This is a genomic window from Kosakonia sp. CCTCC M2018092 (assembly GCF_003864115.1).
In the GTDB taxonomy this organism is placed as follows: Bacteria; Pseudomonadota; Gammaproteobacteria; order Enterobacterales; family Enterobacteriaceae; genus Kosakonia; species Kosakonia cowanii.
Genome location: NZ_CP034225.1, coordinates 4,340,525 through 4,366,117, shown reverse-complemented (window position 1 = coordinate 4,366,117; position 25,593 = coordinate 4,340,525). Strand labels below are relative to the sequence as shown.

General features: G+C 58.9%; 19 protein-coding genes and 1 pseudogene. 9 read left to right on the top strand and 11 right to left on the bottom strand.

Annotated features, from left to right (window positions below; genetic code table 11):
* Window positions 1-83 precede the first annotated feature (83 nt).
* Window positions 84-815: a response regulator gene (locus EH164_RS20555; protein ID WP_023478363.1), complete on the top strand. Its 732-nt coding sequence runs from the start codon at window positions 84-86 to the stop codon at window positions 813-815.
* A gap of 336 nt (window positions 816-1,151) precedes the next feature.
* Here the strand turns inward: EH164_RS20555 and EH164_RS20550 are convergent, their stop codons facing one another.
* Window positions 1,152-1,745, bottom strand: coding sequence for a YhgN family NAAT transporter (locus tag EH164_RS20550; RefSeq protein WP_023478474.1), 594 nt, complete (start codon window positions 1,743-1,745; stop codon window positions 1,152-1,154).
* Window positions 1,746-1,917: 172 nt separating this feature from the next.
* Here EH164_RS20550 and asd point away from each other — a divergent pair, with 172 nt between their 5' ends.
* The 6 genes from asd to glgP all read left to right on the top strand — a co-directional run bounded on the left by asd (window position 1,918) and on the right by glgP (window position 12,731).
* Window positions 1,918-3,024, top strand: coding sequence for an aspartate-semialdehyde dehydrogenase (gene asd / locus EH164_RS20545; RefSeq protein ID WP_124970565.1), 1,107 nt, complete (start codon window positions 1,918-1,920; stop codon window positions 3,022-3,024).
* A gap of 257 nt (window positions 3,025-3,281) precedes the next feature.
* Entirely contained in the window at window positions 3,282-5,468 is a 2,187-nt protein-coding gene (gene glgB / locus EH164_RS20540) for a 1,4-alpha-glucan branching enzyme (protein ID WP_124970561.1), read from the top strand.
* Complete coding sequence (gene glgX / locus EH164_RS20535) at window positions 5,465-7,462, top strand: glycogen debranching protein GlgX (RefSeq protein ID WP_124970558.1); 1,998 nt, start codon at window positions 5,465-5,467, stop codon at window positions 7,460-7,462. Before glgB ends, glgX begins: the two co-directional genes overlap by 4 nt.
* Window positions 7,456-8,739, top strand: coding sequence for a glucose-1-phosphate adenylyltransferase (glgC, locus tag EH164_RS20530; protein ID WP_094419145.1), 1,284 nt, complete (start codon window positions 7,456-7,458; stop codon window positions 8,737-8,739). Before glgX ends, glgC begins: the two co-directional genes overlap by 7 nt.
* 91 nt (window positions 8,740-8,830) lie before the next feature.
* Window positions 8,831-10,264: a glycogen synthase GlgA gene (gene glgA / locus EH164_RS20525; RefSeq protein ID WP_023478535.1), complete on the top strand. Its 1,434-nt coding sequence runs from the start codon at window positions 8,831-8,833 to the stop codon at window positions 10,262-10,264.
* A gap of 19 nt (window positions 10,265-10,283) precedes the next feature.
* Window positions 10,284-12,731 (top strand): glycogen phosphorylase, encoded by a 2,448-nt coding sequence (gene glgP, locus EH164_RS20520; RefSeq protein ID WP_124970555.1) that lies wholly within the window; start codon window positions 10,284-10,286, stop codon window positions 12,729-12,731.
* A gap of 312 nt (window positions 12,732-13,043) precedes the next feature.
* Here the strand turns inward: glgP and EH164_RS20510 are convergent, their stop codons facing one another.
* The 6 genes from EH164_RS20510 to EH164_RS20485 are packed head-to-tail and all read right to left on the bottom strand — an operon-like array spanning window position 13,044 to window position 19,156.
* Window positions 13,044-14,042, bottom strand: coding sequence for a carbohydrate kinase family protein (locus EH164_RS20510; RefSeq protein WP_124970549.1), 999 nt, complete (start codon window positions 14,040-14,042; stop codon window positions 13,044-13,046).
* Entirely contained in the window at window positions 14,042-14,902 is an 861-nt protein-coding gene (locus EH164_RS20505) for a ketose 1,6-bisphosphate aldolase (RefSeq protein ID WP_124970546.1), read from the bottom strand. The genes EH164_RS20510 and EH164_RS20505 overlap by 1 nt, the downstream gene beginning before the upstream one ends.
* Window positions 14,903-14,913: 11 nt before the next feature.
* The gene (locus EH164_RS20500) at window positions 14,914-15,600 is read right to left on the bottom strand and encodes a D-lyxose/D-mannose family sugar isomerase (RefSeq protein ID WP_124970543.1); all 687 of its coding nucleotides are present in this window, start codon (window positions 15,598-15,600) and stop codon (window positions 14,914-14,916) included.
* 47 nt (window positions 15,601-15,647) lie between these two features.
* Window positions 15,648-16,589: an ABC transporter substrate-binding protein gene (locus tag EH164_RS20495; protein ID WP_124970540.1), complete on the bottom strand. Its 942-nt coding sequence runs from the start codon at window positions 16,587-16,589 to the stop codon at window positions 15,648-15,650.
* Window positions 16,590-16,629: 40 nt separating this feature from the next.
* A complete protein-coding gene (locus tag EH164_RS20490; protein WP_180344267.1) occupies window positions 16,630-17,631 on the bottom strand; it encodes a ribose ABC transporter permease in 1,002 nt (333 codons plus the stop codon).
* A gap of 1 nt (window position 17,632) precedes the next feature.
* Window positions 17,633-19,156, bottom strand: a complete 1,524-nt coding sequence (locus EH164_RS20485; protein WP_124970537.1) for a sugar ABC transporter ATP-binding protein — start codon at window positions 19,154-19,156, stop codon at window positions 17,633-17,635.
* A gap of 125 nt (window positions 19,157-19,281) precedes the next feature.
* On the opposite strand from EH164_RS20485, the gene EH164_RS20480 reads away from it, so the two are divergent.
* On the top strand, window positions 19,282-21,846 hold the full coding sequence (locus EH164_RS20480) for an ATP-binding protein (protein ID WP_124970534.1): 2,565 nt from the start codon (window positions 19,282-19,284) through the stop codon (window positions 21,844-21,846).
* A gap of 189 nt (window positions 21,847-22,035) precedes the next feature.
* Entirely contained in the window at window positions 22,036-23,508 is a 1,473-nt protein-coding gene (locus EH164_RS20475) for a bifunctional UDP-sugar hydrolase/5'-nucleotidase (RefSeq protein ID WP_124970531.1), read from the top strand.
* A 10-nt stretch (window positions 23,509-23,518) separates the two neighbouring features.
* On the opposite strand, the gene EH164_RS20470 is transcribed toward EH164_RS20475, so the two are convergent.
* The 4 genes and pseudogenes from EH164_RS20470 to phnF all read right to left on the bottom strand — a co-directional run bounded on the left by EH164_RS20470 (window position 23,519) and on the right by phnF (window position 25,584).
* A complete protein-coding gene (locus EH164_RS20470) occupies window positions 23,519-23,854 on the bottom strand; it encodes a low molecular weight protein tyrosine phosphatase family protein (RefSeq protein WP_124970528.1) in 336 nt (111 codons plus the stop codon).
* Window positions 23,855-24,051: 197 nt separating this feature from the next.
* Window positions 24,052-24,171, bottom strand: a pseudogene (gene phnP, locus EH164_RS22950) (phosphonate metabolism protein PhnP); the annotation flags it as partial.
* 31 nt (window positions 24,172-24,202) lie between these two features.
* Window positions 24,203-24,787, bottom strand: a complete 585-nt coding sequence (gene phnH, locus EH164_RS20465) for a phosphonate C-P lyase system protein PhnH (RefSeq protein ID WP_124970526.1) — start codon at window positions 24,785-24,787, stop codon at window positions 24,203-24,205.
* 71 nt (window positions 24,788-24,858) lie between these two features.
* Window positions 24,859-25,584 (bottom strand): phosphonate metabolism transcriptional regulator PhnF, encoded by a 726-nt coding sequence (gene phnF, locus EH164_RS20460; RefSeq protein ID WP_124971632.1) that lies wholly within the window; start codon window positions 25,582-25,584, stop codon window positions 24,859-24,861.
* Window positions 25,585-25,593: the final 9 nt, after the last annotated feature.

Below are 25,593 nucleotides of genomic sequence, written 5' to 3'. Positions count from 1 at the left end.
AATCAGCATTTATTCACTGCATTTATTAAAGGCAGCCAACAGAATAGATAAGAGTGAGTAAAGCGAGCCTGTGGAAGCGAATAATGAAACCTGCGATCCTGGTAGTAGATGACGATACGGCGGTATGTGCGCTGCTGGAGGATGTGCTGAGCGAGCACGTCTTTACGGTTCATCTTTGCCATAACGGACTGGATGCGATCACGCTCTGCGCGCAGCATCCGGAGATTGCGTTGGTGCTGCTGGATATGGTGCTGCCCGATATCAACGGCCTGCGCGTGTTGCAGCAGTTGCAGAAGATCCGCCCTGCGTTGCCGGTAGTGATGCTGACGGGAATGGGCAGCGAAGCGGATGTGGTAGTCGGCCTGGAGATGGGCGCGGATGACTATATCGGCAAACCCTTTAACGCCCGCGTGCTGGTGGCGCGCGTCAACGCCGTGCTGCGCCGCACCGGCGTGCTGGCGGCTGAAGCAACTGTGGCGAAAAGCAGCGGTTTTGCGTTTAACGGTTGGCATCTTGACCCGATACGGTGTGAATTAATCAACCCGCAGCAGCAGGTGGTCGATTTAACGCAGGGGGAGTACAGCCTGCTGCTGGCGCTGGTGCAAAACGCGCGGCGCGTGCTGAACCGCGAGCAGCTTTTAACCCTGACGCACAGTGAAAGTGTGGAGGTGTTTGACCGCACCATTGATGTGTTGATTATGCGCCTGCGGCGCAAGATTGAGGTCAACCCGCATCAGCCAGCGCTTATCAAAACGCTGCGCGGCCTGGGGTACGTGTTTGCCGCCGATGTCGCGCACGGCGAGAAAGCGGCGTAGTGCCGGATGGCGGCTGCGCCTTATGACATGTGTAGGCCGGATAAGCGCAGCGTCATCCGGCATGCGGTGCCGCATTGAGCACACCGCCGGATGGCGGCTACGCCTTATCCGGCCTACGCTGTTCCAGCAACACCGAATCTCATTTGTAGGCCGGATAAGCGCAGCGTCATCCGGCATGCGGTGCCGCATTGAGCACACCGCCGGATGGCGGCTACGCCTTATCCGGCCTACGCTGTTCCAGCAACACTGAATCTCATTTGTAGGCCGGATAAGCGCAGCGCCATCCGGCATATGCCGTTTCAGCAACAGCGAACCCCATCCGGCAATCGTCACCCGTTACCCTTTCATCCACATGCGGATACCGTCGAGGAACATCTGCGTGGCGAGCATCACCAGGATCAGCCCCATCAACCGCTCCAGCGCATTCACTCCTTTTTCGCCCAATAACCGCAAAAAGAGCGACGACTGCAACAGGATCGCCACCGTGCCGCCCCAGGCGATCAGCAGCGCAATCACTAAATGCCCCATCTGATTCGGGTATTGATGCGACAGCAGCATCAGCGTCGCCAGCAGCGTCGGGCCAGCAACCAGCGGGATCGCCAGCGGTACGATAAACGGCTCCTCCCCGGCGGGCAGCCCTGAGCTACTGCCGGTGGGACTCGGGAAAATCATTTTGATAGCAATCAAAAAGAGAATAATGCCGCCGGAGATCGACACCGTTTCAGCGCGCAGGCTGAGCACGGAAAGAATTTTCTCGCCGGCGAAGAGGAAAATAAACATCACCAGCAGCGCAATAAGCAGCTCGCGGATCATAATCGCGCGGCGGCGTTTTGGCTCGGTGTGTTTTAACACCGACATAAATATCGGCAGGTTGCCCAGCGGATCCATTATTAATATCAACAATACGGCGGCAGAGATGATTTCATTCATTGATTATTATTCCGGACATTTGCGGCGAAAATGGCGTAATTAGCGGCATTTCTAACGCAGTGGCGATCATTGATTAATTTCACTTGCGACTTTGGCTGCATTTTGTAATGTGGAGCGATGTCCAGTTATCGCTGGCTCGCATACACAGCACACATCTTCGCAGGAACTCGTTATGAAAAATGTTGGTTTTATCGGCTGGCGCGGTATGGTCGGCTCCGTCCTCATGCAACGCATGGTTGAAGAGCATGATTTTGACGCCATTCGCCCTGTTTTCTTCTCTACTTCCCAGCTTGGCCAGCCCGCGCCCGCGTTTGCAGGCAAAGAGACCGGCGCGTTGCAGGATGCGTTCGATCTGGAGGCGCTGAAGGCGCTCGACATCATTGTCACCTGCCAGGGCGGCGATTATACCAACGAAATCTATCCAAAGCTTCGTGAAAGCGGTTGGCAGGGTTACTGGATTGATGCCGCCTCGTCGCTGCGCATGAAAGATGACGCGATCATTATTCTTGACCCGGTAAACCAGGACGTCATCACCGACGGGCTGAATAAAGGCATTAAAACTTTTGTTGGCGGTAACTGTACCGTCAGCCTGATGCTGATGTCCCTCGGCGGCCTGTTCGCCAACGATCTTATCGAGTGGGTATCGGTCGCCACTTACCAGGCCGCATCCGGCGGCGGTGCGCGCCATATGCGCGAACTGCTGACGCAGATGGGCCAGTTGCATCACCACGTGGCTACTGAACTGGAAAACCCGGCCTCTGCCATTCTTGATATTGAACGCAAAGTAACGGCGCTGACCCGCAGCGGCGATCTCAGCACCGAGAACTTCGGCGTGCCGCTGGCCGGCAGCCTGATCCCGTGGATCGACAAACAGCTCGATAACGGCCAGAGCCGCGAAGAGTGGAAAGGGCAGGCGGAAACCAACAAAATTCTTAACACCGCGTCAGCCATTCCGGTTGATGGCCTCTGCGTGCGTATCGGCGCGCTGCGCTGCCACAGCCAGGCCTTCACCCTCAAACTGAAAAAAGATGTCTCGATCCCGACCATCGAAGAGCTGCTGGCGGCACACAACCCGTGGGCGAAAGTGGTGCCGAACGATCGTGAGATCTCGATGCGCGAGCTGACGCCTGCCGCCGTCACCGGCACGCTGACCACTCCGGTTGGCCGTCTGCGCAAGCTGAACATGGGGCCTGAATACCTCTCCGCCTTCACCGTCGGCGACCAGTTACTCTGGGGGGCCGCAGAGCCGCTGCGACGCATGCTGCGCCAGCTGGCGTAGAACAATCCTCCTTATAAGGGTGCTTCGGCACCCTTTTTTTTGATCTTTTTAAATGAAATTAAAAGATGGGCGTTTATTTTCCCAGAAGTCTGAAAGCGTTGGCTATGCTTTAGGCTGGGTGTCTTACATTTTGCCTGAAAGTGGAACGGAGCAATCAGATTGCACATGACGTGCGGCACCGTTCAGGTTCAAAAGAGTATCGCAACCGCACGCAACGGCGGTGGAAGAGGCGATAACACAACAACAGGATGAGAACCATGTCTGTTCATGTTGATAAAGACGTGATTAATGCGCTTATTGTCGGCCATTTTGCCGATCCATTTTCTGTTCTCGGAATGCACCGTACCGATGCGGGTCTGGAAGTTCGCGCGCTTTTACCCGACGCCACGGAAGTGTGGGTGATTGAAACCAAAACCGGGCGTAAAGTGGCAAAACTGGAGTGTATCGACTCCCGCGGCTTTTTCAGCGGCATCGTGCCGCGCCGCAAAAATCCCTTTAATTATCAGTTTGCCGTCTTCTGGCACGGCCAACAGAATCTGATTGATGATCCTTACCGTTTCGGCCCATTAATTCAGGAGCTGGATGCCTGGCTGCTGAGTGAAGGCACCCATCTGCGTCCCTATGAGACTTTGGGTGCCCACGCCGATACGATGGATGGCGTCGTCGGCACGCGTTTCTCCGTCTGGGCACCGAACGCGCGGCGCGTGTCGGTGGTCGGTCAGTTCAACTTCTGGGATGGCCGCCGCCACCCAATGCGCCTGCGCCGCGAAAGCGGTATCTGGGAATTATTTATTCCCGGCGCGCTCAACGGCCAGCTCTATAAATTCGAATTACTCGATGCGAACGGTCACTTGCGTATCAAATCTGACCCTTACGCCTTCGAAGCGCAGATGCGCCCCGACAGCGCCTCGCTGATTTGCGGTCTGCCGGGTAAAAAAACGCAGAGCGAAGAGCGCAAGCAGGCGAACAATTTCGATGCGCCTATCAGTATTTATGAGGTGCATCTCGGCTCCTGGCGACGCCATACGGATAACAACTTCTGGCTCAGCTACCGTGAATTAGCCGACCAACTGGTGCCTTACGCCAAGTGGATGGGCTTTACCCACCTTGAACTGCTGCCGATCAACGAGCATCCGTTCGATGGCAGCTGGGGTTATCAGCCCACCGGGATGTATGCGCCGACGCGCCGTTTCGGCACGCGTGACGACTTCCTGCACTTTATCCATACCGCGCACGCCGCCGGTCTTGGCGTGATCCTCGACTGGGTGCCGGGCCACTTCCCGTCCGATGATTTTGGTCTGGCGGAGTTTGACGGCACGCACCTCTACGAGCACAGCGATCCGCGCGAAGGGTATCACCAGGACTGGAACACGCTGATTTACAACTATGGCCGCCGGGAAGTGAGCAACTACCTGGTCGGTAACGCACTCTACTGGATTGAACGCTTCGGCATTGATGCGCTGCGCGTCGATGCGGTGGCGTCGATGATCTACCGCGACTACAGCCGCAAAGAGGGCGAGTGGGTGCCGAACGAATATGGCGGCCGCGAAAACCTCGAAGCGATTAAGTTTCTGCGCGACACCAACCGCATTATCGGCGAACTGGCACCGGGCGCGGTGACGATGGCGGAAGAGTCGACGGATTTCCCCGGCGTTTCGCGTCCGCCATCAGGCGGCGGTCTTGGCTTCTGGTACAAGTGGAACCTCGGCTGGATGCACGACACGCTCGACTATATGAAGCTCGACCCGATCTACCGCAAGTATCACCACCACAAGCTCACCTTCGGCATGGTCTACAACCACACCGAAAACTTTATTCTGCCGCTCTCCCATGACGAAGTGGTGCACGGTAAGAAGTCGATTCTCGATCGTATGCCGGGCGACGCGTGGCAGAAGTTTGCCAACCTGCGCGCCTATTACGCCTGGATGTGGGCCTTCCCCGGCAAGAAACTGATGTTTATGGGCTGCGAGTTTGCCCAGGGCCGCGAGTGGAACCACGACAGCAGCCTCGACTGGCATCTGCTGGAAGGTGACGACAACTGGCATCACGGCGTACAGCGCCTGGTGCGCGATATGAACACCCTCTACCGTCACCATAAGCCGCTGCATGAAATGGACTTTGACTCCTACGGCTTCGAGTGGCTGGTGGTCGACGATGAAGAAGCATCGGTGTTTGCTTTTGTCCGCCGCGATAAAGCGGGCAACGAAATTATCGTCGTCAGCAACTTTACGCCGGTCTCGCGTCCGGGATACCGCCTCGGTATCAACCAGCCGGGACGCTGGCGCGAAGTGTTGAACAGCGACTCGATGCACTACCACGGCAGCAACACCGGCAACGGTGGCCTGGTGCAGAGCGATGAGATTGCCAACCGCGGGCGTGACAACTCGCTGCTGCTCAACCTGCCGCCGCTCGGCACCATCTGGCTGGTGCGGGAGGGGGAATGATCTCCCTGACGGCTGGCTCCGCGAGCCCGCTCGGCGCAGAAGTGCAGAGCGGGGGCGTCAACTTTAGCCTCTTCTCAGCCCATGCTGAGCGCGTGGAGCTGTGCCTGTTCGACGCCGAAGGCAATGAGCAGCGCGTCGATGTCCCGGCGCGCAGCGGCGATATCTGGCACGGTTTTCTTCCCGGCGCGAAAGCAGGCCAGCGCTACGGTTACCGGGTGCATGGCCCGTGGCAACCGGCGCAGGGACACCGCTTTAACCCGGCGAAACTGCTGCTCGATCCCTGCGCGCGGCGCGTGGAGGGCGAGGCGGTAGATAGCCCGCTGTTCCACGCCGGTTTCGACCAACCCGATCCCCACGACAGCGCGCCGCTCGGCTTACGCAGCGTGGTGGTCAACGACGCCTTTGACTGGGAAGGGGATAAAGCGCCGCGCACGCCGTGGGGCAACAGCGTGATTTATGAAGCCCATGTCAAAGGGCTGACCTGGCTGCATCCGGACATTCCGCATGAAATCCGCGGCACCTATAAAGCGCTGGCGCATCCGGTGATGATCGCCTGGTTTAAGCAACTGGGCATCACCGCCCTCGAACTTCTCCCTATTGCTCATTTTGCTCACGAGCAGCGCCTGCAACGCCTGGGCCTAAGCAACTACTGGGGCTACAACCCGCTGGCGCTTTTTGCGCTGCATCCGGCTTACGCCCACGATCCTGAACAGGCGATTAACGAGTTCCGCGCGGCGGTGAAAGCGCTGCACGCGGCGGGCATCGAAGTGATCCTCGATATCGTACTGAACCATAGCGCTGAGACGGATCTTGCAGGCCCGACCTTCAGCCAGCGCGGAATCGACAACCGTAGCTACTATTGGATCAGAGAAGATGGCGATTACCACAACTGGACCGGCTGCGGTAACACCCTCAATTTGAGCCAGCCTGGGGTGGTGGAGTATGCCCACGCCTGCCTGCGCTACTGGGTCGAGACGTTTCACATCGACGGCTTCCGTTTTGACCTTGCTCCGGTCATGGGGCGCACGCCGGAATTTAGCCCGCAGGCACCGCTGTTTACGGCGATTCAAAACGATCCGCTGCTGCGGGATTTGAAGCTGATTGCCGAGCCGTGGGACATCGGTGAGGGCGGCTATCAGGTGGGGAATTTCCCCGCGCCTTTTGCCGAGTGGAATGACCATTTCCGCGACGCTGCGCGCCGCTTCTGGCTAACGGAGTCGCTGCCGATGGGGGCTTTCGCCGGGCGCTTTGCCGCCTCCAGCGATCTCTTTAAACGCAACGGACGTCTGCCGTCGGCGACGGTCAACCTGGTGACAGCCCATGACGGTTTTACGCTGCGCGACTGCGTCAGCTTTAACCACAAGCACAACCAGGCCAACGGGGAAGATAACCGCGACGGCACTAACGATAACCACAGTTTCAACCACGGTGTTGAAGGGCTGGACGCCAGCGCCGATGTGATGGCGCGTCGGCGCGCAAGCCAGCATGCGCTGCTGGCGACGCTGCTGCTGTCGCAGGGGACGCCGATGCTGCTGGCGGGCGACGAGATGGGCCACAGCCAGCACGGCAACAATAACGCCTACTGTCAGGATAACGCGCTCACCTGGCTCGACTGGCGCCAGGCGGATCAAGGGTTAATCGACTTTACTGCTGCGCTTATCAAAGCGCGGTCGCACATCGCCGCGCTGACGGACGATGCGTGGTGGGAAGAGGGTGACGGCAACGTCGCCTGGCTTAATCAGCATGGGCGGCCATTAACGCCGCAGGAGTGGCAGGAGGGGGCACCTCGCCTGCAAATCCTGTTATCGAATAACTACTTACTTGTGATGAACGCCACCTCTGAATTGGCGGAAATAGCGTTACCGACCGGCGACTGGCATGCCCTGTCGCCCTTTGCCGGAGAAGAGAATCCGGTGGTGATAACTGTCTGGCAGGCACCACAGCACGGCGTGTGCCTCTTTCAGCGGTCAGATAAACGGAGTCAGTCATGGTGAGATTAGATAAGAACGACCCTACAATGTTGGCGCGCCAGCTGCCGTTAAAATCCGTCGCCCTGATTCTGGCGGGTGGACGCGGCACACGCCTGAAAGATTTAACCAAAAAACGCGCCAAGCCTGCCGTGCACTTCGGCGGTAAATTCCGCATCATCGACTTTGCGCTCTCCAACTGCATCAACTCAGGCATCCGTCGCATCGGCGTTATCACCCAGTATCAGTCCCACACGCTGATTCAGCACATTCAGCGCGGCTGGTCTTTTTTCAATAATGAGATGAACGAGTTTGTCGATCTGCTGCCCGCTCAGCAGCGCGTTCATGGTGAAAACTGGTATCGCGGCACCGCCGATGCGGTCACGCAGAACCTCGATATTATTCGCCGCTACGGCGCGGAGTACATCGTCATTCTCGCCGGTGACCATATCTATAAGCAGGACTACTCGCGCATGCTGCTCGACCACGTTGAGAAGGGCGCGCAGTGTACGGTGGCCTGTTTACCGGTGCCGGTGCATGAAGCCACCGCCTTCGGCGTGATGGCGGTCGATGAGAACGATAAAGTGATCGACTTCGTCGAGAAACCGTCCAATCCGCCGAGCATGCCGGGGGATGAGACCCGCGCCCTCGCCAGTATGGGCATCTATATTTTTGACGCCGAGTACCTCTACGATCTGCTGGAAGCGGACGATAAAAACGAAAATTCCAGCCACGATTTCGGTAAAGATATTATTCCGCAAATCGTCAAATCCGGTATGGCGTTCGCCCATCCTTTCCCCTTGTCCTGCGTGCAATCCGACCCGAATTCCGAGCCTTACTGGCGCGATGTCGGCACGCTGGAAGCCTACTGGAAAACTAACCTGGATCTGGCCTCGGTCATGCCCGAACTGGACATGTACGATCAAAACTGGCCTATCCGTACCTATAATCAATCATTGCCGCCGGCGAAATTCGTGCAGGACAGATCCGGCAGCCATGGCATGACATTGAACTCGCTGGTTTCCGGCGGCTGCGTTATTTCAGGATCGGTTGTTGTGCAGTCGGTGCTTTTCTCCCGCGTACGCATCAACTCATTTTGCAATATCGACTCGGCGGTTCTGCTGCCTGATGTCTGGGTCGGGCGCTCTTGCCGCCTGCGCCGCTGCATTATCGACAGAGCCTGTGAGATACCGGAAGGCACGGTGATTGGCGAAAACGCAGAAGAAGACGCACGACGCTTCTACCGATCGGAAGAGGGCATTGTGCTGGTTACGCGCGAAATGCTGCGCAAATTACAAGGTTGAAAGCACCACTTACATCCTTGCGCGGAAGGGGTCCGCGTGCTGTTTTTCCGTAAACGGCAACGCGAGCCGAACGGTTTTGACAGGAGCGATAATGCAGGTTTTACATGTATGTTCTGAGATGTTTCCGTTGCTGAAGACCGGTGGTCTGGCGGACGTGATTGGCGCGCTGCCCGCGGCACAAATTGCCGATGGGGTTGATACGCGCGTTCTGCTGCCTGCGTTCCCGGATATTCGCCGTGGTGTAACCGATGCAAAAGTGATCTCCCGCCGCGATACCTTCGCCGGCAAGATCTCTCTGCTCTTCGGCCACTTCAACGGGGTGGGGATCTACATGATCGATGCGCCGCACCTCTATGAGCGCCCCGGTAGCCCTTACCATGACACTAACCTGTTCGCCTATACCGATAACGTGCTGCGTTTTGCGCTGCTCGGCTGGGTCGGCAGTGAAATGGCCTGTGGCCTCGATCCCTTCTGGCGGCCGGACATTGTGCATGCGCACGACTGGCACGCCGGTCTGACACCGGCTTATATGGCGCTCAAAGACCACTCGGCGAAATCGGTGTTTACCGTGCATAACCTTGCCTATCAGGGCATGTTTTATGCGCAGCATATGGATGACATCGATCTGCCATGGTCTTTCTTTAACATGCACGGGCTGGAGTTCAACGGTCAGATCTCCTTCCTGAAAGCGGGGCTCTACTACGCGGATCACATCACCGCCGTCAGCCCAACCTATGCGCGGGAGATCACCGAACCGCACTTTGCCTATGGGATGGAAGGGTTACTGCGCCAGCGTCAGAAAGAGGGCCGCCTGAGCGGTATTCTCAACGGCGTTGACGAGAAGATTTGGGACCCGGCCACCGACCTGCTACTCGGCGCACGCTACACGCGTGACACGCTTGAGGAGAAGGCGGAGAACAAACGCCAGTTGCAGATTGCCATGGGGCTGAAGGTGAACGACAAAGTGCCGCTATTTGCGGTAGTGAGCCGTTTGACCAGCCAGAAAGGGCTTGATCTGGTGCTGGAAGCGCTGCCCGGTTTGCTGGAGCAGGGCGGTCAGTTAGCGCTGCTCGGCGCGGGCGATCCGGTACTGCAAGAGGGTTTCCTCGCCGCAGCGGCAGAACACCCCGGCCAGGTGGGCGTGCAGATTGGTTACCACGAAGCCTTCTCGCACCGCATTATGGGCGGCGCGGATGTGATTCTGGTGCCGAGCCGCTTTGAGCCGTGCGGGTTAACGCAGCTCTACGGTCTGAAATATGGCACCCTGCCGCTGGTACGACGCACCGGCGGGTTAGCCGATACTGTCTCTGACAGCTCGCTGGAGAACCTCGCCGACGGCGTGGCCAGCGGGTTTGTTTTTGAGGACAGCAACGCATTAGCGTTGCTTCGCGCGATTCGTCGTGCTTTCGTATTGTGGTCCCGTCCTTCGCTATGGCGTTTTGTTCAGCGCCAGGCAATGGCAATGGATTTTAGCTGGCAGGTCGCAGCGCAGTCATACCGCGATCTTTACACTCGGTTGAAATAGTTTTCCAGGAATCACGCATATGAATGCTCCGTTTACCTATGCTTCACCGACATTAAGTGTCGAGGCATTGAAACACTCGATTGCCTATAAACTGATGTTCACGATCGGTAAAGATCCGGTTATCGCTAACAAACATGAGTGGCTGAACGCCACGCTGTTTGCGGTTCGCGATCGGCTGGTGGAGCGCTGGCTGCGTTCCACCCGCGCGCAACTCTCCCAGGAGGTGCGCCAGGTCTACTACCTGTCCATGGAGTTTCTGATTGGCCGTACGCTCTCCAACGCGCTGCTCTCGCTCGGTATTTATGAGGATGTGAAAAACGCGCTGGATGAGATGGGCCTCGACCTTGAAGAGCTGATCGACGAAGAGAACGATCCGGGCTTAGGTAACGGCGGCCTCGGGCGGCTGGCAGCCTGCTTCCTCGATTCACTGGCGACCCTCGGACTGCCGGGGCGTGGCTACGGCATTCGCTATGATTACGGCATGTTCAAACAGAACATCGTCGAGGGGCGTCAGAAAGAGTCCCCCGATTACTGGCTGGAGTATGGCAACCCGTGGGAGTTCAAACGCCACAACACGCGCTACAAAGTGCGGTTTGGCGGGCGCATTCAACAGGAGGGGAGAAAGAGCCGCTGGGTTGAAACCGAAGAGATCCTCGCGGTGGCCTACGACCAGATTATCCCCGGTTATGATACAGACGCGACCAATACGCTACGTTTGTGGAATGCGCAGGCCAGTAGCGCGATTAACCTCGGTAAATTCAACCAGGGCGACTACTTCGCGGCGGTGGAGGATAAAAACCACTCCGAGAACGTCTCCCGCGTGCTCTACCCGGATGACTCCACTTACTCCGGGCGCGAGCTGCGTCTGCGCCAGGAGTACTTCCTGGTCTCGGCGACGGTGCAGGATATTCTGCATCGCCACTTCCAGCTGCATCAGACTTACAGCAACCTGGCGGATAAAATCGCCATTCACCTCAACGACACCCACCCGGTGTTGTCGATCCCGGAACTGATGCGTCTGCTGATTGACGAGCATAAGTTCGACTGGGACGAGGCGTTTGAAGTGACCTGCCAGGTCTTCTCCTACACCAACCATACGTTGATGAGCGAAGCGCTGGAGACGTGGCCGGTTGAGATGCTTGGCAAAATTCTGCCGCGCCATCTGCAAATCATTTTCGAAATTAACGACTATTTCCTGAAGACGTTGCAGGAGCAGCACCCGAACGATATCGAGCTGCTGAGCCGCACGTCGATCATTGATGAGTCAAGCGGTCGCCGCGTGCGTATGGCGTGGCTGGCGGTAGTGGTGAGCCATAAAGTGAATGGCGTTTCGGAGCTGCACTCCAACCTGATGGTGCAGTCGCTGTTCGCCGATTTTGCCGCCATCTTTCCGATGCGCTTCCTTAACGTCACCAACGGCGTGACGCCGCGCCGCTGGCTGGCGCTGGCTAACCCGTCGCTCTCTGAAGTGCTGGATGAGCATATCGGCCGCACCTGGCGTACCGATCTCAGCCAGTTGAGCGAGCTTGAGCAGCATATCGACTTCCCGGCGGTGAACCAGGCGGTGCGCCATGCCAAGCTGGAGAACAAGAAGCGGCTGGCGACGGTGATCGCCCAGCAGCTTAACGTGGTGGTCAACCCGAAAGCGCTGTTCGATGTACAGATCAAACGTATCCATGAGTACAAACGTCAGCTGATGAATGTGCTGCACGTCATCACCCGCTATAACCGGATCAAGGCCGATCCGACGGCGGAGTGGGTGCCGCGCGTCAATATCTTTGCCGGTAAAGCCGCTTCGGCCTACTACATGGCGAAGCACATTATTCATCTCATCAACGATGTCGCGCAGGTGATCAACAACGATCCCGATATCGGCGATAAGCTGAAAGTGGTCTTTATCCCTAACTACAGCGTCAGCCTTGCGCAGGTGATCATTCCGGCGGCGGATCTTTCAGAGCAGATATCGCTGGCGGGTACCGAAGCGTCGGGCACCAGTAACATGAAGTTCGCCCTTAACGGTGCGTTGACTATCGGCACGCTGGATGGCGCGAATGTGGAGATGATGGATCACGTCGGCGAGGAGAATATCTTTATCTTTGGTAACACCGCGGATGAGGTGGAAGAGCTGCGTCGTCAGGGCTATAAACCGCGCGAGTACTACGAAAAAGATGAAGAGCTGCACCAGGTGTTAACGCAGATCGCCACCGGCCTGTTTAACCCGCAGGATCCAGGGCGCTACCGCGATCTGGTTGATTCGCTGATTAACTTTGGCGACCACTACCAGGTGCTGGCGGATTTCCGCAGCTATGTCGACTGTCAGGATAAAGTGGATGCGCTCTATCAGCATCCGGAAGAGTGGACCACCAAAGCGATGCGCAATATCGCCAACATGGGCTACTTCTCCTCTGACCGCACGATCCAGGAGTACGCGGAGCATATCTGGAACATTAAGCCGGTGCGGCTTTAGCTGAAACGGCGTAGTCGCCATCCGGCGGTGTGCTGCATGTGGCACCGCATGCCGGATGGCGCTGACGCTTATCCGGCCTACGAATGTCCCTGGTCTGTGAATATGTGGAGCGGTGTGGCTGAAACGGCGTAGGCCGGATAAGGCGCAGCCGCCATCCGGCGATGTGCTGCATGTGGCACCGCGTGCCGGATGGCGCTGACGCTTATCCGGCCTACGAATGCTGCCGGATGGCGCTGACGCTTATCCGGCCTACGAATGCTGCCGGATGGCGCTAACGCTTATCCGGCCTACAACTTCCCGGCTTGCGAACGTCTAAAGCGCCATATCAAGCTGTAACTCTTCGAGGGTTTTCGCGCCGTCAATCGCATTGGCGGACAACAAGCTGGCGCGGGCGCAGGCATGGGCTAACTGAATGCTGTGCGCTAACGGCCATGCTTCGTGGCAACCGTATAAAAACCCGGCGCAAAAGGCATCTCCTGCTCCGACGCTGCCAACAATCTCCGCCTGGCTTAACATCCGCGACGGGATCCACGCTCCGGCTTCATCCGGCGCTTCACCCCACGCCCCTTCCGGGCAATGAATTACTACCCGCTGTTTTACCCCGGCCGCTAAAAGCTGCGCCGCCGCGCGGCCAATATTCTCAACGTGCGGCTTATCCTGCGCGGTACGCATCGCCAGCCCGCTGAACTCGCCCGCTTCTAACTCGTTGATCACCAGATAATCCAGATGGGGCAGGCAGGGCAGCACCAGCGGTTTATAGCGCGGGTCGCCTTTGCGCGACACCAGATCGAGCGAGGTCTCAAAGCCTTGTTCCCGCATCTGCGCCAGCAGCCGCGCGCTGCGCGTGCCGTACTCCTCATCGGCCTTATCAAGGCTGTCGAGCAGCAGCAGATAACCGAGATGGAAGATCTTCATCTCGCCGTTAAGCATCTCAAAGGCGTCGATATCCAGCAGCCGGTTGGCTCCGGGCGAGTGAAAAAAGGTGCGCTGACCGGAGGGATCGGTCATCACCTGCGACATCGAGGTTGGGGCGGAAGGGGTGCGCTGCACATGCTGACGATTGACATGGTACTGATCGAGCATCGCCATAATGTAGTCGCCGTCGCCATCTTCGCCCACCAGCCCGACCGCCTGCAGCGGCAGGCCAACGTGCATTTTCGCCAGCGTCAGCAGCACATTAAGCGGCGCGCCGCCCGTCGAGCGTTCGCTCTGGACAATCTCCGCCAGCCAGCCGCGCTCCGGCCACTGGGCAATATGATGCACATGATCCACCAGCATATTGCCGGCGGCGATAACCCCGTGGCGGGCCATCAGCACTGCCCCGCGCTGCCGAAGATGCGCATCTGCCCGGCCACCGTATCGGCAATTGCCTCTTCAACACTGAGCAGCAGCTGGGCGAACTCATCATACAGCGGCTGGCGATCTGCCATACGCTGCTCAATGGCACCGAGCGCCGCCTGCGACATGCCGGTATAGAAATTGATTTTATGAATGCCAAGCGAAATGGCGCGGCGGAAATCCTCATCGCTGATGCCCGAACCGCCGTGCAGCACCAGCGGCAGGCCGGTCTGCTGGCGAATGGCGTCGAGGCGGGTGAAATCGAGCTTCGGTTCGCCCTTATATTTGCCGTGCGCATTACCGATGGCGACCGCCAGCGTGTCGATGCCGGTGCGATCGACAAACTCCCGCGCCAGCGCCGGATCGGTAAAGCAGGCTTCATCGGCGTGACCATACAGCGCGCCGCCCTCATCGCCGCCAACCGCGCCTAATTCCGCCTCTACCGAGACGCCCACGGCGTGGCACATCTTCACCACTTCCCGCGTCTGGCGAATATTCTCTTCATACTCCAGCGCAGAGCCGTCGAACATCACCGAACTGAAACCGAGGCGCAGGGCGCGCACCACCGACTCAAAATGCAGCCCGTGATCGAGGTTGAGCACCACCGGAATATCGCTGCGCGCGGCTTCAAACTTCACCGCTTCGACCAGTGACTCCAGCGAGACATACTTAAAGTGCACTTCGGCAATATTGATAATAAACGGCGAGCGCTCCCGCTTTGCGGCGGCGAACAGCGCGCGCAGAAAGTGGGAGTCGAGCACGTTAAACGCGCCTAAGGCGTAGTGGTGCTCGCGCGCGTGCGCCAGCCCTGCGGCGAGAGAGATCATGGGCATAACCGCCTCCTTTACCCTAAAAAGAGTGAGTACTCATTACAGAGCACCAGATGTGCTGGTTCATCCTCCAGCACGTCGCTAAAGCGGTTCGCCGGGTTGAGGAAGTGGTTGTCGTGCTGGTCATCGTTAACCGATGAAACCTCGCCGACCAGCACATCGCCAAACCCCGGCTCGCCCCAAAAGCTATGATAAAGCCCCGGTGTGACACAAATGCTTTCCCCTGGTGAGAGGCGCAGCTGGCTGCCCGCCGCGTGCGTGTGTCGGCAGCCATCGATGACCACGGTAACGTCGCTGCTGTCAGTCTGGTGCTGCGCATCCGCGTTCCATAGTTCAATAATTAAGTTTCCGCCGCCGCGATTAATGATGTCCTCGCACTTGCGCCAGTGCAGATGCATTGGCGTTAGCTGCCCGTCGCGCACATGCATGATCTTCTCTGCATAGCACTTGGCATAGGGCGCGCCGTCCGGCGAGCCGTTGCGCAGGGTAAAGAGCGTCAGCCCCTCGGCGTAAAAGTTGTCGCCGCCAAAGGCGGTGACATCCCACCCCAGCTTTAGCTCGAACACTTCTCGCCACGCCTCATGATCCAACTCGCGCCACTGGGTCGGCGCAAAGCTGGCAAAAGGCGGCAGATGCACGTCGTGCTTCGAGAAGAACTGCCGTGTGTGGCCGAGAATGTCATTAATGGCAGAGCGTTTCATCGTCTCTCCGTATCGCGCTTTCCCTCCCGCGCGGGGAGGGAGAGGGCTTATTTCACCGTCCAGCCTTTGTAGCTGGCGACGCTCTGCTTATCGATCAGCGTCACCGGGATCAGCACCGGCTCTTTCGGCGCGGGCTTGCCTTGCAGAATGTCGTACCCAATCTCCACCGCGCGCGCCGCCATCACCTGCGGATCTTGCGCCGGGGTGGCAACAAACAGCGAGTTTTTACGCTTCAGCGCCTCTTCACCATCCGGGCTGCCATCGACGCCAACGATAAAGAACTCGTTACGTTGTGCCTGTTTTGCTGCCAGATCGGCACCGATCGCTGTCGGATCGTTAATCGCGAACACGCCGTCGATTTTCGGGTTGGCGGCCAGCAGGGAGGTCATCACTTCCAGCCCGCCTTCGCGGCTGCCTTTGGCGTTCTGGTTATCCGAGAGCACCTTGATATCCGGGTGACGTTTAAACTCTTTCTGGCACCCTTCGACACGGTTCTGTACCGCGGAAACCGGCGGCCCGTTGATGATCACCACATTGCCTTTGCCCTTCAGGCGGTCGGTGATGTATTTACAGGCCATTTCGCCCGCCTGGGTGTTATCGGAGGTAATTGTCGCGTCGGCACCTTCTGCCGCCACGTCCACTGCCACCACTACAATGCCAGCTTCTTTCGCCCGCTTAACCGCCGGGCCGATGCCTTTTGAATCCGCGGCGTTGAGGATGATCATGTCGACCTTCGCCGCGATAAAGTTATCAATCTGGCCGACCTGCTGGCCGAGGTCGTAGCCGCTGGAGACCAGCGTCACTTTGACCTTGTCGCCCGCCAGCTTGCGCGCTTCCAGCTCCGCGCCTTTGGTGATCTGCACAAAGAAGGGATTGGCGAGATCGCCTACCGTAACGCCGATAGATTTCAGTTCTTTCGCCTGAACGAACGGCGTCGCGGCGAGCAGGGCCGTGGCGCAGAGCGCGGTGACAAGAGGTTTAAGACGCATGCTGTAATCCTCACTTATGTTACTGTTTTGTAGGGTTTTATTATGCTGCCTGATGGTGTCGGGTACGGTATTTGTCAATCAGCACCGCTATGATGATCACCGCCCCTTTGATCACCAGTTGCCAGAAGTAGGAGACGCCCATCAGCGTCATGCCGTTGTTAAGGGTGGCGATGATTAACGCGCCGACCAGCGTGCCGGTGATGGTGCCGATACCGCCGACAAAACTGGTGCCGCCGAGAATGACCGCCGCAATCGCATCCAGCTCGTAGCCCATGCCGAGGTTGCCGTTGGCGCTGTAAAGGCGCGAGGCGCTCATCACCCCGCCAAGGCCGGAGAGCAGCCCGCTGATGCCGTAGACGAAGAGTAAAACCAGCCACACTTTGATACCGGTAAGGCGCGCTGCCTGCATGTTGCCGCCGACCGCGTAGATATGAACGCCGAGCGTGGTGCGGCGCAGAATAAACCAGCACACCGCAATCACCGCCAGCGCGATCACCACCAGCCACGGTACCGGGCCGAGATAGTTATTGCCGATCCACTCAAAGCTGATATCGGAGTTGATAACGGTAGTGCCATCCGCCAGCAGATAGGCCGCGCCGCGCAGCGCCGTATAGGTGCCGAGCGTGACGATAAAGGGGGGCAATCCGGCAAAGGCGACCAGCGCGCCGTTAAACAGGCCGAGCAGCAGGCCGAGCATCAGCGCCGCCGGTACCGAGAGCATCGACAGCTCCGGCATCAGCGATACCACCATCGCCGCCACCGCCGTGGTGCCGAGAATCGAACCAACCGAAAGATCTATCCCGCCGGTGAGAATGATGAAGGTCATGCCTGCCGCCAGCACAATGTTGATCGACGCCTGGCGGGTAATGTTGAGCAGGTTGCTTTCGGTAAAGAAGTTCGGCGCGATAAAGCCAAATACCGCGACGATCAGGATGAGAATCGGCAGGATGCCGACGGTTTGCATCAGATCGCCCATCAGCACTTTTTTGGCGGAGGCAGATTTAGCCTCCTGCTGCGGCGTGGTGGCCGGGTGTGGTTTCATTTCAGTCATGGTGTACCGCCTGGTGATGGGTGTCGTTAACGCCGGTCGCCAGCGTCATAATCTCTTCCTGGGTGATAGCCTCGCCCTGCAACTCGCCGGCGATAGTGCCTTCGCGCATCACATAGACGCGGTCGCTCATGCCGACCACCTCCGGCAGTTCGCTGGAGATCATCAGGATCGCCACCCCTTCGCGCGCCATCTGGTTCATGATCCGGTAGATCTCGCTCTTCGCGCCGACATCAACGCCGCGCGTCGGTTCATCAAGGATCAGGATGCGTGGGCCGATCGCCACCCAGCGCGAGATAAGCAGTTTTTGCTGGTTGCCGCCGGACAAACCGCCCGCCCGCACCTGCGCGTGCGGCACGCGAATATTGAGTAATTTGATCGCGTCATCGGAGAGGGTTTGCGCCTTTTTGCGGTTCAGCATGCCCCACGACGCATCGCGCTCCAGCGTCGCCATGGTGATGTTCTCCTGCGCCGCCAGTTCGAGGAACAGCCCCTGCTCTTTGCGGTTCTCGGTTAAAAAGCCGATGCCAAGATCGATCGCCGCACGCGGGGAGTGGATCACCACCGGTTCGCCATCGATCTCAATCATGCCGCCGGTCGCTTTGCGCACGCCGAAAATCAGCTGTGCCAGTTCGGATCGCCCGGCACCGACCAGCCCGGCAAGGCCGACAATTTCACCGGCGCGCACTTGCAGGCTGACCGGCTGGATCTTGCCGCCATCGGTGAGGTGGTGAACGGTAAGACGCGGTTTACCGGGGGTGATATCGCGCGCTTTATTAAACAGATCGCTGAGCGGTCGCCCGACCATCATGCGCACCAGTTCGGCGGCGTTGAGGTTGTCGCGCGTCAGGCTGCCCACATACTGGCCGTCGCGCAGCACGCTGACGCGATCCGAAAGCTCATACACTTCCGCCATGCGGTGGCTGATATAGATAATCGCCATCCCCTCATCGCGCAGGCGCATGATGAGTTCAAACAGGCGATGAGTTTCACGGGAGGAGAGGGCGGCGGTGGGTTCATCCATCACCAGAATACGGCTGTTGCGGTGCAGGGCGCGGGCGATCTCCACCTGCTGCTGCTCGGCGATGGTCAGCTTCATTACCCGGTCGGTGGCGCTGAAATTGGCACCGAGACGGTCAATCACTGCCTGCGCCTGCGCCGCCATGGTTTTGCGCTGCACCAGCCCGCCGCGTGCGATTTCGCTGCCGAGAAAGATGTTCTCCGCCACCGTTAAGTTGGGCGCGAGCTGCATCTCCTGGTAGATCAGGGTGATCCCGGCGGCAAGGGCGTCTTTTGGCCCACGAATGGTGTGAGGCGTGCCGTCGATCAGGATCTCGCCGCTGGTGGCGGTGTAGGCCCCGGCGAGGATCTTCATCAGCGTGCTTTTGCCAGCACCGTTCTCTCCCATTAAGGCATGGATCTCGCCGGGCCAGACCGTCAGGTCCACCCCTTTGAGGGCGTAAAACTTGCCGAACACTTTGGCAATATTACGCATCTCCAGCACGGGCACATTAGGCATGACGAAGCTCCTGCGAGTGACGATTTACGCACTTCATCACACGTTGGTAAATGGAGAATGTCAGAAGCTGTTCATATTTGTCATAGTGGCGCCACGCCACTGTTGTGACCTCTCCCGGAGCCGCTATGCCCTATCGCGCCAACCCCTTTTTCACCAGCGCCCGCGGGCGACTGCTCTTTTTCAATGTGCTGGTGGTAGCGGTGACGTTAATGGTCTGCGCCGTGGCGGTGCTCGGCTTTCGCCACGCCAGCCAGTTGCAAGAGCAGGTGCAGCAGCAGACGCTGGATGATATGACCGCCAGCATGAACCTCGCGCGCGATACCGCCAGCGTCGCCACCGCCGCAGTGCGGCTTTCGCAGGTAGTTGGCGCGCAGGAGTACAAAGGAGAGGCGGAGCGGCTGAAAGCGACGCAAAGCGCGCTGCAACGCTCATTAACGCAACTGGCAAACGCGCCGCTGGCACGGCTCGAACCGCAGCTGGTGGCGCAAATCACCCGCCGCAGCCAGGCGTTACAGCAGAGCGTCACGGAGATGCTGGAGCGGGGGCAGCGCCGCCACCTTGAGCGCAACGCGCTGCTTAGCTCCCTCTATCAGAATCAGAGTTATTTACGCCATTTGCAGACCATCGCCGCGCGCGACGGGCTGAACACCCCCGACCCGCGCCTGCTGAGTGAGATGGACAGGCTGCTTCTCGCCGCCATTCAGACACCGTCGCCGCGCGCGACGCTGGCGCAGCTGGCGGAGATTGTCGGCCAGCTTCCGGCGCGGGCGGGCGATCCGCTGCTCGATTTTATCCTGCCCGATTTTCAGGCCGAGCTTAACAAGCTGATGCCGCTTGCGGGCCAGCTGGAGGAGAGCGATCTGGCGATCACCTGGTCGATGTTTCATATCAAAGCGCTGGGCGCGCTGCTTAACAACGATATTAACCAGTATGTGGCGGAAGTGGCGCAGGCCTCTGAACAGCGCACCGCCCAGAGCCACCAGGAGATGCGCTCCATCAGCATCTTTATCAGCCTGTTTGCGCTGCTGGCGCTGGCAATCACCGCCTGCGCCGGTTGGTATATCTACCGCAATCTGGGATCGAACCTGACCGCCATTTCACGCGCCATGTCGCGGCTGGCGCGCGGGGAATCCAATGTTTCGGTGCCTGCGCTGCAACGGCGCGACGAATTAGGCGAGCTAGCGCGCGCCTTCAACGTCTTTGCCCGCAACACCGCCTCGCTGGAGCACACCTCCACGCTGTTAAAAGAGAAGAGCACGCAGCTGGAGACCACCTTTCATGCCATGCGCGACGGCTTTGCGCTGTTTGATAACCAGGGCTGCCTGGTGGTGTGGAACCCGCAATACCCGCTGCTGTTGGGCCTCGGCGAGGAGCCGCTGCGGCGCGGTCAGCACTACCACAGCCTGCTGCGCCAGGTGAGCGATCTGCCCGGCCATGTGCAGGAGAACCTGGCGCGCCCGCTGCCGTTAACCCAGGAGCTGCGGCTGGCGGATAACCGCACCATTGAGCTGCGCTTCAGCCCGGTGCCGGGGCGCGGGATGGTCAACGTGGTGCTGGATCGCACCGAGCGCAAAGGGCTGGAGGAGGCGCTGCTGCACAGCCAGAAGATGAAAGCGGTCGGCCAGCTTACCGGCGGGCTGGCGCACGATTTTAATAACCTGCTGGCGGTGATTATTGGCAGCCTGGAGCTGGCCTCAACCGATTCGCCGGACGCGGCGCGCATTTCTCGTGCGCTGAAAGCCGCCGAACGCGGGGCGCTGCTCACCCAGCGGCTGCTGGCCTTCTCACGCAAGCAGTCGCTCCACCCGCATGCGGTAGAGATGCAGGCGCTGCTGGAGAATCTCGACGAGCTGCTGCGCCACTCGCTCCCCTCAACGCTGACCCTGGAAATTGAAGCGCAGCACGCCGCCTGGCCAGCATGGATCGACGTCGGGCAACTGGAGAACGCCATCATTAACCTGGTGATGAATGCCCGCGATGCAATGGATGGGCAAACGGGCGTGATCAAAGTGCGTACCTGGAACCAGCGCGTCACCCGCACCGACGGACGCAGGCAGGATATGGTGGCGCTGGAGGTGATCGACAGCGGCTGCGGCATGTCGCAGGAGGTCAAAGCGCGGGTGTTTGAACCCTTCTTCACCACCAAGCAGACCGGCAGCGGCAGCGGGCTGGGCTTGTCGATGGTTTACGGCTTTGTGCGCCAGTCCGGTGGACGGGTGGAGATTGAAAGTAACCCAGGGCAGGGCACCACGGTGCGTTTACAACTGCCGCGCGCCACTCTCCCGGCGGTAAGCAATGCTGAACCCGCCAGCGATGCGCGCCATGTGCGCAGCGACACGCTGATTCTGGTACTGGAGGATGAAGCCGACGTGCGCCAGACCCTGTGCGAGCAGCTTCACGAGCTGGGCTACCTGACGCTGGAAGCGGAAAACGGCGATGCGGCGTTGCAGATGCTTGCCGCCTCTACCGAGATTGGAGCACTGATCAGCGACTTAATGTTGCCGGGGCGCTTAAGCGGCGCGGAGGTGATTGCCGCCGCTCGCCAGCACGCGCCAAACTTGCCGATGCTGCTGATCAGCGGCCAGGATCTGCGCCCTGCCCACAATCCGGCGCTGCCGGAGGTCGAACTGTTACGCAAGCCCTTCACCCGCGCGCAGCTGGCGCAGGCCCTGCAACGCATCGCGGTGTGAGGTGACGGCGCTCACAGGGTGATAAAAAGCTGGCTTGCCGGGACGCCTGTCGCCCGATAGATTATTTGCCTTAAGGATAGTGACTCCCTCACGGCTAAACCTGAAACCCACGCACTGGTGATTAACCTCTGCGCTGCGTTTCAGGTTTTTTTGTTTTTGTCGGTCATAAAAAAGGAAAAGGACGTAACAATGAAAAAAGGGGTTATCGCGTTTCTGCTGCTGATGAGCATCAGCGCACCGCAGGCGCAAGAGGCAAAAGTGACGCTTATTCACACCGGGGATACGCACGGGCGCGGGATGAGCGAATCGGGTATCGGCTACGGCAAAATGAGCGCCTATGTGAAAAATCTGCGCGAGCAGGACACCAACGTGCTGTTTGTGGACGTTGGCGATGCGGTAAGCGGCATGCCGGTGACCGATCTGACGCAGGGGGAAAGCAACGTGCGCGCCATGAACACCATGGGCTACGACGCTTTTACGCCCGGTAATGCGGACTTTATTTTCGGCGGCACGGAGCTGCTCTCGCTGCGGGAGAAAGCCCGCTTCCCGTTTATCTCTGCCAATATTTACTACCACGACAAGCTCGCTTTTCGCCCCTATGTGATGAAAAAGATAGCGGGGCTGAATATCGCCATTATCGGCGTGTCGCCGCTCAATGCCATGGTGGCGACTACCGACAGCAAACTGGCCGGTTTTTCCGTCAGCGATCCGATTCAGGCGGTGCGCAACACGGTGGCACAGGTGAAAGGGAAGAGCGATCTGATCATCGTGCTGGCGCATCTCGGAAAAACTGACCCGGCGGTGAATATCAGCAAGCTGCTGGAAGCGGTGCCGGAGATCGATGTGCTGGTGGATGGTCACGACCATATTGCTGTGCAGGCCGGTAAGCAGATGGGCAAAACGGTGATGGTTAACGCCGGGCAGTATGGTGATTACCTCGGTCATCTGACGCTCACGGTAAAAGATAAAAAGATCGTCGCGTGGAGTGAAAAGCTGCTGGATGCGGCGAGCTTAACGGCGCTGAAAGCGGATAGCGAAACCGAATCCTGTATTGAGCAAGCCCGGGCTGCAAGCGCGGAGGTGCTTAATAAAGTGGTGATGGCGCTTCCCTTTACCCTTAATGGTCAGCGCGAACGGGTGCGCTCCGGGCAGACCAACCTCGGCAGCATGCTGGCCGATGCCGAGCGGGAGTATGCTAATGCTGATATCGCCTTTACCGTCGGCGCATTTCTGCGCGACACCATTCCGGCCGGGCCGGTGACCTATGGCGAGGTGCTGAATGCGCTACCGTTTCGCCTGCCGCTGGTGACGCGGGAGATGAGCGGCGAGCAGATCAAAGCGTTCATTGAGCACAACTATGCGCAGCAGAACATTATTTCCGGGGCGTATGCCCACGTCAGCGGCCTGCGTTTCAGCGTCGATTTCACCCGACCCGCCGGGGATCGCATGACCTCGATTGAGGTCAACGGTCAGCCGCTGGCGCGGGATAAAATCTATCGCGTGGCGTGTAATGAGCAGGTGAGCGATTTTGGCATTCGCGACATCGCCATCCGCGATCGTTACGATGTTCCGATGGCGGAGCTGCTGACGGAGTATGTGAATAAGCACGCGCCGTTAATCTCACCCACGCCGCGTGTGCAGTTTCTCCACCCGGCGGGGTAATTTTTAGCGCTTAGGCAGGGACGCGCAGCCCTAGCCGTTCGGGAACAATATCTTCCAGCATGGCGACCAGCTGCGGGTCCATAAAGGCGTAGTGATTCGGGATATTGAGCACATGCAGCGGTTTATGCTGCACCAGACGGTTATAGTCGGTCAGCAGGCGCTCTTTGTGCTCCTCTTCCATCACGCAGATAACATCTGCCCAGGAGAGAATCGCGGGCGAAACGGTTTTTTTTGCCTGGCGTTGCATACCGGCGGAGCGGGCATTGAGCCCAGGATAGCGGCGAAACAGCTGCTCAGCGGTGGGGCTGCGCCATTGGTTCCGGCTACAAATAAAAAGCACATTCATGCAAGTCGATACTCATCAAGCCGCGCTGAGCGCACTACGTCGTGTCATACGCGGGTATTAAGACCCGGTTGCGTTATTTTCTGGCAACCCTCTGGTGCGAGTCTGTCCGCTTCATCCTACAAACGACCACATACTGGCTGCTTTCCGCCCCGGCGTTGCCGGGCGTTGCGGGACGCAATATAGCCACAATGGTCAGTCTAATCCAGCACAATCCGCAGGCCATCATAACCTGCTTCAGGCCCCGTCGGCAGCGGGTTTTTCATCATCCCTTGATCGAGGGCATATCTGATATGCGTTAGGATAAGTCGTGCAGCGCCTCACACCCGGTTTAAGGTCATTCTTACCCCATCAACACACTTCCACCAGGATGGTTCGCGGGATCGCCAGCGCGCGTTCGCCGCAGGTGAGGATCACATCGATTCCGCTCGGGAACGAGTGTGGACGGTCGGTTAACTCATCGGTGATGCACTCCGGCAGCAGCGGGGCGATCATCCGCTCCTCCTGAATGCCAGGGCCGGTGAGGCGCAGCATCCGCCCGCCGCTGAGCGCAGGCAGTTGTAAAATCAGCGTCGCGCTGCTCTCTGCGTTTAACGGCTGACCCACTGGCAGGGCGCTAAGTTGCTGATGGTTAAGGGTGCTGTCGGCAATGGCGAAGAGCGCCTGTTGCGGCGTCTCCAGCAGCGGTGCCTGGGTGTGAAAGCGCAGGTTCTGGCGCAGCAGATCGTTATCCAGCGCGTTTGCGATCCACAGCGGCGTGTCGCTGTTTGCCAGTGTTAACAGAACGCTGGTGGTGGCTGCGTTGAGCGGCGGCCAGCTGTGTTTCAGCTGCGGCAGGGCGACAATCACCCCCGGCTCGCTCATTGCTTTTAATAGGCGACGAAAGGCGTGCTGAGCGTCGTGAACCGCCGACGCGAAGGCGGGTTGTAGTGTCATGCATTCTCTCCGCGCACCGGAACAGAGGCCTCGACCCGGCCGGTGTGGCGCGTAGGGGTATCAACCTGCATTCAGTGCTCCATAGTAAATTCGATCATGTCGGCGCGATTCAGGCTGACGGAGTACTCCGTCGCGTTGATCTCACCGTCACGGTGGTTAAGGGTACGCACGCAGAGCAGCGGCGCCATATTGGGGATCTCCAGCCAGCGGCTCTCTTTCACCTGCGCACGGCGGGCGCTGATGCGCGTTTGCGTGCGCTTCAGCTCAAGACCGACGCGATCGCGCAGAAAGTCATGCAGCGACCCGCTATCAAACTCTTGCAGTAGCGGCCAGAGCTGGCGGTCAGCAAAGTAGTGATCGATAAGGCAGAGCGCGACGCCGTTCACCCGGCGACGGGTGCGCAGATGAATGACGTTATCGCCTTCGGTAATGCCGAGCGCATCGGCGACATGACCGGAGGCCGGGCGCAATACCGCCAGCAGCCGTTCGCTGGTGGGATGGCTCCCCTGATCGAGCAGGTTCTGGCTAAAACGCGCCTGCGCATTGAGCGGGTAGTCGAACGGGCGCATCAACACCAACACGCCAACGCCCTGGCGGCGCTGCACCCAGCCCTTTTCGACCAGCTGATCGATGGCGCGGCGCAGAGTGTGGCGGTTGACCTGAAAGCGCGCGGCCAGCTGCTGTTCGGCGGGCAGCCAGTCGCCACAGTGATAGTGGGTACGCAGCTCCTGCTCCAGTTTGGCGGCGATCTCCTGGTAACGTGTTGGGAAGCTGGTCGGATGTCTGGATAAGTGGATAGTCATCAT